We start from the raw sequence: 13015 nt of genomic DNA on the forward strand, positions 1-13015 counted from the left end.
CGCTGCTTTTACTCCGTCGCCTGCCGTTTCATGCATACCAGCCGCTGGCTGACAGTATCGGAATACAGCTCCAGTCCTTCTGTTTTTGCCACGTGGATAACGCCCGCGTAGGACGTCTCCACAAAGTCTGCGATGCAGTTTTCTTTTTCCAGTACGTAGCTTTCGTTAAAGATCACATCCTTATCCTTCTCAAAAATCGCCGAGTAAAACACACCAGATTCTACAAGGTCCTGGAAGAAGTGGCTTCCATAGGAAAGCTCTGGCATCAGACCGCCCTCCTGGTACGCCACCTCGCAGATAGCGCTCATATGACAGATTTCGGTAAAGTGTACCGGTACGCCCAGCGAAGTGGTCGAGGTGCCCCAGCGCCCCGGTCCCGCCAGCAATACGTGATGTTCCTTTAAGATCTGGTTCAGCTTTCCGATGACGCGCGCCACCGTGTAGCGCTCCTGCTCCGGCAGCGCCAGATATGCCTTCGCCTTTACAAAAATCACATACTGAATCGGAATGCGCACGTTTCCACCCATGAAATTTCCGTGCGTCGCAAAAAAGCATTCCGTTTCTTTTGTGATCTCCGGTATCTCCACCGTCTTTCCAAGCCCCCGCGTCTGCAGCGGGCGGCACTGCAGCAGATTGATCTTGTAATTCCCCTCTTTGTCAAAATTTGCCGCAAACTCGACATCCACCGGATAGTCGTAAACAGTGGAAAGCCGCTTTAAAATACGTCTCATATTGTCCGGAAAATCCGTATATTTCAGCAACCGGTTGAAATTTAATATGTAAAGATTCCGCGTTTTTCTGCCCATATCCTGCAGCCAGCGCATGGTGTCAAAATCCAACGACGAAAACAGATTTTTATTTGTTTTAATATCCATCGCAAGAATCTCGTCCACATCCCTGTGCGTCCACTCGTTCGTTCCGGTATCAAGCAGATCCACATAATGCTGTGAGAACTTCCGCTCGTCGCCATAAGAAATCAGCGGAGGACGTCCCGGATCGTCCAGGCAGACAATGCGCGGATAATCCCCTTCGATGCGGTCTACCGCCCGCGTACCGAGCCCGAACACCAGACGTATCATGCCGGCATCCATATCGATGGACGGATCCCAGACATAAAGATTCGAGGAATTTCCCACGCCCGCCACATGCGGGAAGAAATATTTTCCATAATAATCGCCGGACACGCGCTGGATCAGCAGCGCCATCTGCTCATCCTTATCCCACAGACCGCGGTTCATGCGGTAATTCAGCGCATCCTCATTCATTGTACTTGCATAAACCTGCTTCACCGCTTTTTCAAACGCCTCGTAGCGCTCCTCCAGGGTTCCCTGGTTTACGCAGAACACGCTGTCATACTTGCCGGCGAAGGCATTGCCGAAATTGTCCTCCTGCAGGGAGCTGGAGCGCACAATGATCGGCGACTGTCCGAAGTGCTCCAGCATCGCCTTGAATTTTTCCACCAGATACTCCGGAAAGCTTCCCTCCCGCATCTTCTCCTGCAGCGGCTTTGCGTACTCATAGTAGCCCTCCTTCGACTTCTGCAGGGTGCGCAGGCGCCAGCAGTCGTTGTGTACAATATACGTATAGAAAACGTCCGCTCCCATGTAAAAGGAATCATGGACCTCCAGCAGCCGCGAAAAATTGTATTCGGTATCCTTTTCCAGAATTTTGCGCGCAAGGAACATGCCGACCGCCTTTCCGCCGATGCGCCCGGTTCCAAGCTCCCGCGATTTAATATCCAGCAGATCGCGCAATGAGAGATATTCCCGGCACAGACCCACGATTGGATTGTCCTCCCCGATAAGCAGCCGCAACAGCAGCTCCTTTGCCGTATTCTGCTCCTCCACCGAGCCGGACAGCTTCATGGAAGCCTCCTGGAACACCACGTCCCAATAATCCGTGCGGTTCCGGTCCAGGCTGAAATGAGAAAACAGTGCCGCCGTTTCCGAGCTTGACGTGATCGTCTTCGCCGTCTCCCCGGAAATCAAATGCGGCAGGAACATCGTATCCGATTTGCGCTGCCAGACCTTTAAGGGATGCAGATAATAATTGCCGCCCACGTTGTACAAATCCAGAAGCACCTGCGTCGTGTCACGGATACGCGAAATCGTGTGTTCCGTGTGCGAATCCCGGATCAGCGCAAAATACGCCACCGTATTCAGTTCATAAAGATACGGACATGTCACACGGAAAAAGTTTCCGATCATCAGATCCGAATACCAGTATTTCACCAGATCCGTCAGACAGTCAAAAATATAAAACGCATCCACGCCGATTTCCTTAATAATATGATGCACCTTCATCGCAAAATGCTCGAAGCCAAGCTCCGCGTGGATCCGGTGCACCTGCACGCCCTCCGTCTCCTGAATGACCGGCTCATGCGCGCCGAAGCGCATATAGTGAATCTCGCGCCCGTCCGCCTTCGCCTGCTTCAGATATTGCGCCACCACACGCCGGTAGTCCGACACCGCATCCACCTGCCATACCACGTTATCGCCCATGCGCAGCATGTCAATTACGTCATCCATGCCCCTGTTTCCCGTGCTCACACGGTCTGCCTCTGTGTAAATCCTCATAAAAATCCCCCTTTGACGCAAAAAGGACCGTGCAGATCTCCTTTGATCCGCCTGGTCCTTTTTTGTATATTTTGAGCTGCCCGACAAATAAGCCTCCATCAATTATTTTGCAAACATCATCCTCACAGCTTGCCGGTTCGCGGAAATCCTGCCGCAAACATTATTTACAAAGCTCCGCAACAACCTGATTGATCACCTTGCCGTCCGCTTTGCCCTTCAACTCTGCCATGACCGTTTTCATGATCATTCCCTTGTTTTTCGTCGCAAGCAGATCCGCAAATTTCTCCTGCAGAATCGCCTTCACTTCCTCCGCGGAAAGCAGCTTCGGCGCATAAGCGGAAATTACGTCGTAGCGGAACTGATACTCTGCCTTCAGCTCAGCACGCTCCGCCGGGCAGGTATCGATCTGTTCTTTCACCGTCTTCATTTCCTTCAAGATTACCTGATCTACCATCGACTCCGGTATGTCCTCACGGCAGCCGGCGTCAATGCCCGCCTTTTTTACCGCTGATACAAGTGCGGAAATCGCATCCTTGCGCGGCTTATCCTTCGCTTTCATCGCCGCGATCATATCCTTCTGCAATATTGCCAGTTCCATTTTTTCATACACCTCTTTCTTTGATTACTGCATCTATTTTACTACGTCACACGTTATTTTGCAACGCCAACTCCTGCCGTTCTTCTTATTTTGCAACGCCAACTCCTGCCGTTCTTCTTATTTTGCAACGTCAACTCCTGTTGTTCTTCTTATTTTGCGACGCCAGCTCCTGCTATTCTTCTTATTTTGCGACGTTAACGTTACTGCTCACTCCGTTCACAGTACCCTTCGCAAATCCATTTTAAATTCGCTCCACGAATGGGGCTTGCCGCTACAGCTTCACCACCGTGTACGTATGATGTACGGCCGGCAGAAATTTCTCCCAGATATCCGCCGCCCTTGCTCTGATGCTGCTTGTGTTAATGCAGGGGTGGAAGCCCACATATTCATCATGAAAAACGTCCTCGTCTATCAGGAGGCGCACACGATTTTGTGTATCATTCATCAGACCCATGATACTGACAGAGCCGGGCGTGATATCAAGAAACTCCTCCATGTGCCCCTCGTCAGCAAAAGAAAGCCGCGCCACGCCAAGCTGCTTACTTAAATCCTTTGTCTTAAACGGCTTCCTTCCGGGCATCATCAGCAGATAAAAATCCGTCTGCTGGCGGTTACACAAAAAGAGATTTTTGCAGATCTGGATACCCAGGATTTTATCGACATTGTGACAATCATCGATTGACATTGCAGCCGGATGATCCACTCGCTCATATTTGATGCCAAGCGCATCCAGCAGCCGGTACACCGCCATCTCCTTTGGAAGGCGCCCGTCCGTGGGCGCCTCTGTGTATATGATTCCTTCCATAATCCATTACTCCTCATATCGCATTGTGTTATGTGACATTTTTCCAGATCTCACAATGCCTCTTTCATTGTGCGGATATACTCTTTCACATACGGCACGCAATCCTTCCCATATTGGCCGCAAATGCGCACAATCGCGCTTCCCACTATCGCTCCATCAGACAGCGCCGCCATTTTCTCTGCCTGTTCCGGTGTGGAAATTCCAAAGCCGACCGCGCATGGAATCTCCTTCGTCTCCTTCACAAGTTTCACCATGCTTCCCACATCCGAAGTGATCTCCGCGCGCACTCCCGTCACGCCCATCGACGATACACAGTACACAAACCCGCTGGCTTCCGCCGCAATCTGCCGGATACGCTCATGCGAAGTCGGCGCGATTAAGGAGATGAGATCCAGACCATATTTCTTACATACAGTATCAAATTCTTCCTTTTCCTCAAAAGGTACGTCCGGCAGAATCAGACCGTCCATACCGATTTCCGCAGCTGTGCGGATAAAGCGCTCTGTACCGGATTCCATGCGGCTTAAACGTTCCAGTCCACCCGGCTCTGCGTGACCGGCGCATACCGCCCCATCCTGCTGTTTTTTATGTGACATTTGTCCATATCCATAGGAAAATACTACATTCGCGTAAGTCATAAACACCATCGGGATATCCGTCTTTTTTCGGATACGGCGCACCATCTCAAAAATATCGTCCGTCGTCACCCCATTTGTCAGCGCCCGCAGGTTCGCCGCCTGGATAACCGGTCCCTCCGCCGTCGGATCGGAAAACGGAATGCCAAGCTCAATTAAATCCGCACCCGCCTCTTCCGCCCCGTACACAAGCTGCTCGGTGACATCCAGCGACGGATCGCCGCAGGTAATGAACGGAATAAACGCCTTCCCATTTTCAAATGCTTTCTGAATGTTACTCATGAATATCCTCCCCTCTGTATCTGGCGATTGCCGCGCAGTCCTTATCTCCTCTGCCGGACAGGTTAATGACGATGATCTGATCCTTTCGCATCGTCGGCGCCAGCCTGCGCGCATAGGCAACTGCATGAGCGCTCTCGATTGCCGGGATCACGCCTTCCATCTTCGCCAGATATTCAAAGGCATCCACCGCCTCGTCGTCGGTAATCGCAACATATTGCGCGCGTCCTTTATCGTAGAGATCAGCGTGCTCCGGTCCGATGCCCGGATAATCCAGCCCGGCGGAAATGGAGTATACCGGCGCGATCTGGCCGTACTCATCCTGGCAGAAATATGACTTCATTCCATGGAAAATGCCGAGCCTGCCGGTGGCGATCGTCGCCGCAGTCTCCGCGGTATTAACGCCGCGCCCCGCAGCCTCACAGCCGATCAACTGCACTTCTTTATCCTCAATAAAATGATAAAACGCGCCGATCGCATTGGAGCCTCCGCCCACACAGGCAAGCACCGCATCCGGCAGCTTCCCTTCTTTTTCAAGCATCTGCTGTTTGATTTCTTTGGAGATGACCGCCTGGAAATCCCGCACGATCGTCGGGAACGGATGCGGTCCCATGCAGGAACCGAGTACATAATGCGTGTCCTCCACACGGTTCGTCCACTCGCGCATCGTCTCGGAAACCGCATCCTTCAGGGTTCCTGTCCCCGATGTGACCGCATGGACCTTCGAGCCAAGCAGACGCATACGGTACACATTGAGCGCCTGGCGCTTCGTGTCCTCCTCGCCCATAAACACCTCGCACTCCATTCCCATCAGCGCCGCCGCTGTTGCCGTGGCAACCCCGTGCTGTCCGGCTCCCGTCTCCGCGATCACACGGGTCTTTCCCATCTTCTTTGCAAGCAGCACCTGCCCAAGCACGTTATTGATCTTGTGTGCGCCTGTATGGTTCAGATCCTCCCGTTTCAGATAAATCTTCGCTCCGCCAAGATCCTTCGTCATGCGCTCCGCAAAATACAGCCGCGATGGTCTGCCCGCGTAGTCGTTCAGAAGCTGTGTCAGCTCCTGCTGAAAATCCGGATCGTTTTTATAATGATTGTAGGCTTCTTCCAGCTCCAGAACCGCATTCATCAGCGTCTCCGGAATATACTGCCCGCCGTGTATTCCAAATCTTCCTGTGCTCATCTTTTTCTCCTTTATCATATTTCCCTATTTCTGTCACATCATTATATCTCATGCTGCCCCATATACACTGCATTTCAATCTCTCACATTACCCAGTGCACAGTACAACAGATTTCACATGCCGCTTTCCAAATTTTATCTCAGTGTCCGAATCCCGGCAACCGCCGCAAGTATTTTATCGCGATCCTTATATCCGTCCGTCTCCACGCCGCTCGACAGGTCGAGCGCCCACGGATGAAGCGTTTCCGCTGCATGTCTCATATTGTCCGGCGTAAGCCCGCCTGCCAGTATCCACGGACGCGAAGTTTCCCGAACCAGACTCCAGTCGAAACTCTTCCCGGTACCTTTTCCATTATCCAGCAGAATATAATCCGCCGCGCTTCTCATCGCCTGCTTAGCATCCGCTTCGCTGCGGATCGTAAACGCCTGTATCAGCTCTCTGTCCGTAAGTGTCCGCAATCGCCGGATATATGCTTCGTCCTCGCTTCCATGAAGCTGCGCCATGGAAATAATTCCTTCATTTAAAAGCTGTGCAACCAGCTCCGGCTTTTCATTTACAAACACGCCGACCGGAAGTACCGTCTCCGCCAGATTTTCGCGCAGCCGCGACAGCTGCAGAGGCGTCACGCTCCGGCGGCTTTTCGGATAATTCACCACAAATCCGGCAAAATCCGGCTGCGCCTCATTTACATATGTGATATCACAAGCCCGGCTAAGACCGCAGATTTTTATTTTCATCACATCACTCCCCGCAGCGTATCCAGCATTGCTTTTTTGTCCTTCGCCCGCATCAGCGTCTCTCCGATCAGCACGGCGTCAGTGCCGTTTTTTCGCAGCGCCGCAATATCCTCCGGCGTCTTTATGCCGCTCTCGGAAACAAACAGCACATCCTCCGGCACCATCGCGCGAAGCCTCCTGCTCTGCGCGATGTCCACCTGGAAGTTTTTCAGGTTGCGGTTATTCACGCCGAGGATTCTTGCATCCGCCGCCAGCGCGCGGGATATTTCCTCCTCAGTGTGCGCCTCGACCAGAGCCGATATGCCCAGCTCCTCTGCAAGCTGACCATATGCTCTTAACTGTTCATCATCCAGGATCGCGCAGATCAGCAAAACCGCGGAAGCTCCCAATGCTTTTGCCTGATAGATCATATATTCATCTACGGTAAAATCCTTGCGCAGCACCGGAATACGCACCTGCGATGCGATCTCCTGCAGGTAAACATCCTTTCCAAGAAACCAGTATGGCTCCGTCAGGCAGGAAATAGCGGCAGCTCCAGCCGCCTCATATTCTTTTGCGATCTGCAGATACGGAAACTCCTGCGCGATAATTCCCTTAGAGGGGGAAGCCTTTTTTACTTCACATATAAATGAGATGCCTTCCGCGGCAAGCGCCGCCTCAAACGCGGGGCGCTCCCTGCGTGGCGTATTCTCTGCCGAGGGGCGCTCCCTGCATGGCGCATCCTCCACCGCCAGGCGCTCTCTGCGCAGCGCATCCTCTGCCGCCCGGCACTCCCTGCATGGCGCATCTTCCGCCGCCTGGCGCTCCCTGCGCAGCGCATCCTCTGCCGCCCGGCGCATCGTCTCAGTGGAAACATGGCGCTTTTCCTCTGCGATCCGCTCTCTCGTTTTCGCCGCAATCTCTTCTAAAATATTCATGAATTTCTCACATCCTATACGTTGCTTTCCTTAAATGCCACTTTTTCCATATGCTGCATTTTCACGCGTTGCTCTTTTCCACAAATTCCTCCAGCTTTTTCAATGCCGCTCCGCTGTCGATCAGCTGCTCCGCCATGCGCACGCCCTCTTCCATTGTCTGTGTCTTCCCGGCAATGTAAAGCGCTGCTCCGGCGTTTAAGCATACCGCACAGCGCTTTGCGCCGCGCTCGCTTCCGCTTAAAATATCTTTTGTGATCTGCGCATTTTCCTGCGGGGTGCCGCCTGTCAGCGCATCCTTGTCGCAGCGCGTATAGCCAAACTGCTCCGGCGTGATCTCGTAGGACTGGAACCAGCCGTCGCGGATCTCGCACACGCTGGTCGGCGCGCACATGGAAATCTCATCGAGCTTTTCCTGCCCGTACACCACCATGCCCTTTTTTACTCCCAGCTTTGCCATAACCTGTGCCAGCGGCTCCACCAGAGCTTCATCATAAACACCCATCAGTTCCATATTCGCGCCCGCCGGATTGGAGAGCGGTCCAAGAATATTAAACACGGTGCGGATACCAAGCTCGCGGCGGATCGGCGCGACATATTTCATTGCAATGTGATAATTTTGCGCAAACAGGAAGCAGATCCCGATCTCCTTTAAAAGCTCCGCGCTCTTCTCCGGTGAAATTGTGATATTCACGCCAAGCGCCTCCAGCACATCCGCCGCTCCCGACTTTGACGACGCCGCGCGGTTGCCGTGCTTTGCCACCGGCACACCGCCCGCTGCGATCACAAGCGAGGCTGTGGTGGAAATATTGAAGGAATTCGAACCGTCGCCGCCCGTTCCGACGATTTCCAGCACATCAAGGTCATGAAGCAGCTTGATGCAGTGTGCCCGCATTCCCGCCGCCGACGCCGTGATCTCGTCGATCGTCTCGCCCTTCAGTGAGAGCGCAGTCAGATACGCCGCCTTCTGTACATCAGTCGCCTCGCCGCTCATGATCTCGTTCATCACAGCTTCCGCCTGCTCATACGTCAGGTCCTGTTTTTTCGATAATGCGATAATTGCCTCTTTAATCATGCCTGTTTCCTCCCTTTCGCTATGTTCACAAAATTTTGTATGATTTTCAATCCGTCCGGCGTCAGAACCGACTCCGGATGGAACTGCACTCCGTAAACCGGATACTCCCGGTGCTGCACTGCCATGATCTCTCCGTCCGCCGTCTGCGCGGTAATCATAAGCTCCGGCGGCAGACTGTCTTTTTCCGCCGCAAGCGAATGGTACCTCGCCACTTTTATGTGACCTTTCAGCCCAGCAAACAGCGGCGAATCGCCGATCAGCTCTGCCTGTGAGGTTTTTCCGTGCATCAGCTCTTTTGCGTAGGAAACTACGCCGCCAAAAGCTTCGCAGATTGCCTGATGCCCGAGGCAGACGCCCAGGATCGGCACCTTATCTTTAAAATAGCGGATCACTTCTATACAGATGCCCGCATCCGCCGGGCGTCCCGGTCCCGGTGAGATCACGATTGCCTCTGGCTGCATCGCCTCGATTTCCGCGATACTGCAGGCATCGTTGCGGATCACCCTCATATCCGGCTCTGCGCTTCCGATATACTGCACGAGATTGTAAGAAAAACTGTCGTAATTATCAATCAGTAAGATCATTCCAGCCCCTCCTGCGCCGTCAGAACTGCCTGCACCACTGCCTTTGCCTTGTTGCAGCATTCCTGGTATTCTTTCTCCGGCACGCTGTCCGCCACGATTCCCGCCCCGGACTGCACACAGATTTTTCCGTTTTTCTTGTATACCAGCCGGATACCAATGCAGGTATCCAGATTTCCGGTAAAGTCGAGATAGCCGACCGCGCCGCCGTAGATGCCGCGTTTCCTGCCCTCCAGCTCCTGTATGATCTGGCAGGCACGGATCTTCGGCGCTCCCGACAGCGTGCCTGCCGGAAGAATAGAATCCACAGCGTCCACACAGTCCCTGTCCCCGCGAATCTGCCCGGATACGGTGGAGCCAATGTGCATCACGCAGGAAAACCGCTCGATACTGCAGTACTTTTCCACCTTTACACTTCCGAGCCTGCTGATCCGTCCAATATCGTTTCTGCCAAGATCCACCAGCATGTTGTGCTCCGCGAGCTCCTTTTCGTCCTGCAGAAGCTCCTTTTCAAGGCTCTCATCTTCCTCCTCTGTCCTGCCCCGCGGCCTTGTTCCGGCAAGCGGAAAGGTGTACAGCTTTCCGTCCTCCAGCTTCACCAGCGTCTCCGGCGACGCCCCTGCGATCTCCACATCATCGCTGGAAAAATAAAACATATACGGCGACGGATTGCTTGTGCGAAGCACCCGGTAGCTGTCAAAGAGACTTCCCTCCGCCCTCGCGGTCTGCGGATTGGAGAGTACCACCTGGAAAATATCGCCCTCATGAATGTAGTGCTTTGCGCGCTCCACCATCTGCGTGTACCGCTCTCTGGAAAAATCCGGCTTCAGCTCTTCTTTTAGTTTCAGCGGGCGGAACCTTGCCTTTGCCCCGCTGTTCAGAAGCGCCGCCATCTCCGCAAGCTCATTCTCTGCATTTTGATAAGAGACATCAATATCTTTTGTATCCACTCCGGTGATCAGTACCAGCTTCTGCCGGTAATGGTCAAACACCAGCGCTTTCGTAAACAGCATCAGATCCATGTCACGGAAATCTTCGCCCTCCGCAGAGGAAAGCTGCAAAGTCGGCTCCGCATATTTTAAATAATCATAAGAGAAGTATCCGACCATTCCGCCGGTAAACGGCGGCATTCCGGCTATTTTCGGACTTTTATATTTTGCAAGGATCTCCCGGATAAATTTCCCCGGATGCGCCGCTGTGTATTCCTCGCAGAGATCAAACTCCTCCGACGACTCCCCTCCCGCATTTTCCGGAGATAATTCCTTTATGTCCGCCTCGCCGCCGATGCTTTCTGTCTCCGTTCGGTTTCTGCGGATACGTACCTTTCCGTCCGTACAGGTTATTTCCAATACCGGCTCATAGCCCAGTATAGAATATCTGCCCCACTTCTGATCGTTCTCCGCGCTCTCCAGCAGATAGCAGTGCCGGCTTGCCGCCCGCAGCGTCCGCATCACCTCCACCGGGGTAAATCGGTCAGCGTACAGCTCCCGGCTCACCGGGATCCGCCGGTAATCACCTGATGCGGCGATTTCTTTTACTTTTTCCAGGGTAGGATACATCATAATAAGCTCCTTTCTCACTTTTCTCCCGTATCTGCCTGATATATGTCTCTCTCCTCAGGCTCGCAGAGTTTCTCTGCTCGCTGTCGCGATATTCGCCGGACAGAAACTTCTCTGAGCGTTATTTTCCCGCTGCCGGAATACTTCCATTCCGGTGGACATAGCAGATATCTGTCTGAAATGCAAGCATTTCTCCCGATATCTGCTATGCCCACGAGAACGCAGGCGTTCTCGTCAGCGGCCAGATACCTCCAGATTGTTTCTGCCCGGCTCATTATCCGCGCAAAAAACCCGCCCATGACAGAATCTTCTTCTGTCAAGGACGGGTACAATCTCATTTCTTCCCGCGGTGCCACCTTGATTCACGGCTTGCCCATGCGCTCTGCAAGATACGAACATATCTCCGGCAACTAACGTATGCCCTCACGTCGCAGAATACTCGGATTACTCCTTTCCCTGCGCCCTCGGCGGTCCATTTGGCAGCCTGCATTTCCACCCGGCTCTCACCTGCCCGGACTCTCTGTGCGCGCACAACTGCTTTGATCTCCGCTTCAGCGGTTTAAAGTATTAATTTCTTGTAGTATATGCTTTCAAAATGCATTTGTCAAGAGTTTTTTCAGCTAATTGCTGGCAGAGTTTTTTCAGCTAATTGCTGGCAGAGTTTTTTCAGCTAATTGCTGGCACTAATCGCTACTAATCACTGGCAGGGCGTATGAGCGGAGCCTTTTCTCCTGCCTTAACCATCTCCTCTATTAACTGCCCGGCAAGCTCCGCCCGGATTTCTCTATATGCCGGATCCCGGATCAGATTATGCAGTTCATACGGATCCTTTTTCAGATCATAAAGAAAATCATCCTCATAATAATCGCTGCTTCCCTCGCTCCATCCGTCCGAATCCGGCGCATACACACTGTACAGATAATCCTCCGTGCGGATACACCTGCCCGTCCGGCTTTCGCTGATCTGAGCAAAAATACGGTTGATCCGCCCTTCTGTCTCACCGTCCGCCACTTTTTTCAGATTTTCTCCGATCATGGCATCTCCCACATCCACGCCTGCCATAGCCAGAAAGCTCTTCGGCAGGCTGCCGGTGCTTACCAGATCGGTAATCCTCTTTCCTCCCCGGAATCCGGGACCGCTGATCACCAATGGCACCTTCAGACATCCGGAATGACAGGACCTCTTATAATCGTCACCGCCCCTTAAATGGCTGTCATGGTTTCTTGTCCGGAAATGCGATCCATGATCCGACGCATAGACAATAACCGTATTCTCATATAACCCTTTTTCCTTCAGTTTTTTTACAACACGGCCAAGATTATCGTCCAGACTCCGGCAGCATCCCAGATAATCCGGATACATCTCGCGGTAATCTCCATCCAGCGCTTCCAGATCCCCCGGCAGCTTATAATTTTTAAACCGTTCCTTTGAACCTTCCGGCCCTTCGTAACAGTTATGGTCATTCTGATGGTGCGGTTCAATATGAGAAATTGTCATAAAAAACGGTTTTTCCCCCGTATACTGATCCAGGAATTCCAGTGCAAAATCCGTAATGCAGTCCGCCCGGTATCCTTTAAATTCGCACTTCTGCATATTTTCATCAAAAACATAGCCGTCATATCCATGAGAAGTAAATTCCAGAATATCCGCCGCGCGCCAGAAGCCCTTATATCCGCCTCTTCTCTCGGGCGGAATTGCTTTTGTCTCATAATCAGGCTCCGGCGGCATATCATAGGTTCCCCTGCTGCTTGCCAGATGCCATTTTCCCACATATGCCGTTTCATATCCATTTTCATGAAAGTAATCGGCTATCGTTTTTACATTCAGCGGCAGCGCCTGTGAATTCCTGTAACAGTTTATTTCCGTCGGATACCTGCCGGTCTGGAACAGCGCCCTGCAGGGGCCGCATACCGGCTGCGCTGTGTAGGCCTCCTCAAATAATACGCCTTCCCTGGCGATCTGATCCAGATTCGGACTGATCTCCAGCTCCTGTCCATAGCAGCCCAGCGTATCCGCTCTCTGCTGGTCCGTAAAATAAAACAGAATATTCGGTCTGCTCATAGTCCCTCTCCTCTC

11 protein-coding genes are annotated in these 13015 nt (G+C 52.7%); all 11 read right to left on the reverse strand.

Translation table 11 applies throughout. The annotated features are described in order from the left end of the window. Positions 1-8: 8 nt before the first annotated feature. Positions 9-2576 (reverse strand): PEP/pyruvate-binding domain-containing protein, encoded by a 2568-nt coding sequence (locus ACLU9Q_RS02350; protein ID WP_302592342.1) that lies wholly within the window; start codon positions 2574-2576, stop codon positions 9-11. A gap of 160 nt (positions 2577-2736) precedes the next feature. After that, positions 2737-3174, reverse strand: a complete 438-nt coding sequence (locus tag ACLU9Q_RS02355; protein WP_298512339.1) for a GatB/YqeY domain-containing protein — start codon at positions 3172-3174, stop codon at positions 2737-2739. A 271-nt stretch (positions 3175-3445) separates the two neighbouring features. After that, positions 3446-3979, reverse strand: coding sequence for a prolyl-tRNA synthetase associated domain-containing protein (locus tag ACLU9Q_RS02360; RefSeq protein ID WP_296838551.1), 534 nt, complete (start codon positions 3977-3979; stop codon positions 3446-3448). A gap of 50 nt (positions 3980-4029) precedes the next feature. Next, a complete protein-coding gene (gene trpA / locus ACLU9Q_RS02365) occupies positions 4030-4896 on the reverse strand; it encodes a tryptophan synthase subunit alpha (RefSeq protein ID WP_412624612.1) in 867 nt (288 codons plus the stop codon). After that, positions 4889-6073, reverse strand: a complete 1185-nt coding sequence (trpB, locus tag ACLU9Q_RS02370) for a tryptophan synthase subunit beta (protein ID WP_298512345.1) — start codon at positions 6071-6073, stop codon at positions 4889-4891. Before trpB ends, trpA begins: the two co-directional genes overlap by 8 nt. 134 nt (positions 6074-6207) lie before the next feature. Beyond that, positions 6208-6810: a phosphoribosylanthranilate isomerase gene (locus ACLU9Q_RS02375; RefSeq protein WP_412624613.1), complete on the reverse strand. Its 603-nt coding sequence runs from the start codon at positions 6808-6810 to the stop codon at positions 6208-6210. Then, positions 6810-7727 carry an indole-3-glycerol phosphate synthase TrpC gene (gene trpC / locus ACLU9Q_RS02380; RefSeq protein ID WP_412624614.1) on the reverse strand — a complete coding sequence of 306 codons (918 nt, stop codon included), beginning with the start codon at positions 7725-7727 and terminating at the stop codon, positions 6810-6812. Before trpC ends, ACLU9Q_RS02375 begins: the two co-directional genes overlap by 1 nt. A 61-nt stretch (positions 7728-7788) precedes the next feature. Next, positions 7789-8799 (reverse strand): anthranilate phosphoribosyltransferase, encoded by a 1011-nt coding sequence (gene trpD, locus ACLU9Q_RS02385; RefSeq protein WP_296928605.1) that lies wholly within the window; start codon positions 8797-8799, stop codon positions 7789-7791. Next, entirely contained in the window at positions 8796-9383 is a 588-nt protein-coding gene (locus tag ACLU9Q_RS02390) for an anthranilate synthase component II (protein ID WP_296837744.1), read from the reverse strand. The genes trpD and ACLU9Q_RS02390 overlap by 4 nt, the downstream gene beginning before the upstream one ends. Then, positions 9380-10939: an anthranilate synthase component I family protein gene (locus ACLU9Q_RS02395; protein WP_296837750.1), complete on the reverse strand. Its 1560-nt coding sequence runs from the start codon at positions 10937-10939 to the stop codon at positions 9380-9382. The genes ACLU9Q_RS02390 and ACLU9Q_RS02395 overlap by 4 nt, the downstream gene beginning before the upstream one ends. A gap of 693 nt (positions 10940-11632) precedes the next feature. Further along, the gene (locus ACLU9Q_RS02400; RefSeq protein WP_298512355.1) at positions 11633-13000 is read right to left on the reverse strand and encodes a sulfatase-like hydrolase/transferase; all 1368 of its coding nucleotides are present in this window, start codon (positions 12998-13000) and stop codon (positions 11633-11635) included. Positions 13001-13015 lie beyond the last annotated feature (15 nt).

The sequence above is a fragment of the Marvinbryantia sp. genome (assembly GCF_047017445.1).
Lineage (GTDB): Bacteria > Bacillota > Clostridia > Lachnospirales > Lachnospiraceae > Marvinbryantia.

What these genes read in the sequence shown, in the direction of transcription:
- ACLU9Q_RS02350 (WP_302592342.1), bottom strand. Translation starts at nt 2,576, where the DNA reads ATGAGGATTTACACAGAGGCAGACCGTGTGAGCACGGGAAACAGGGGC.
- ACLU9Q_RS02355 (WP_298512339.1), bottom strand. Translation starts at nt 3,174, where the DNA reads ATGGAACTGGCAATATTGCAGAAGGATATGATCGCGGCGATGAAAGCG.
- ACLU9Q_RS02360 (WP_296838551.1), bottom strand. Translation starts at nt 3,979, where the DNA reads ATGGAAGGAATCATATACACAGAGGCGCCCACGGACGGGCGCCTTCCA.
- trpA (WP_412624612.1), bottom strand. Translation starts at nt 4,896, where the DNA reads ATGAGTAACATTCAGAAAGCATTTGAAAATGGGAAGGCGTTTATTCCG.
- trpB (WP_298512345.1), bottom strand. Translation starts at nt 6,073, where the DNA reads ATGAGCACAGGAAGATTTGGAATACACGGCGGGCAGTATATTCCGGAG.
- ACLU9Q_RS02375 (WP_412624613.1), bottom strand. Translation starts at nt 6,810, where the DNA reads ATGAAAATAAAAATCTGCGGTCTTAGCCGGGCTTGTGATATCACATAT.
- trpC (WP_412624614.1), bottom strand. Translation starts at nt 7,727, where the DNA reads ATGAATATTTTAGAAGAGATTGCGGCGAAAACGAGAGAGCGGATCGCA.
- trpD (WP_296928605.1), bottom strand. Translation starts at nt 8,799, where the DNA reads ATGATTAAAGAGGCAATTATCGCATTATCGAAAAAACAGGACCTGACG.
- ACLU9Q_RS02390 (WP_296837744.1), bottom strand. Translation starts at nt 9,383, where the DNA reads ATGATCTTACTGATTGATAATTACGACAGTTTTTCTTACAATCTCGTG.
- ACLU9Q_RS02395 (WP_296837750.1), bottom strand. Translation starts at nt 10,939, where the DNA reads ATGTATCCTACCCTGGAAAAAGTAAAAGAAATCGCCGCATCAGGTGAT.
- ACLU9Q_RS02400 (WP_298512355.1), bottom strand. Translation starts at nt 13,000, where the DNA reads ATGAGCAGACCGAATATTCTGTTTTATTTTACGGACCAGCAGAGAGCG.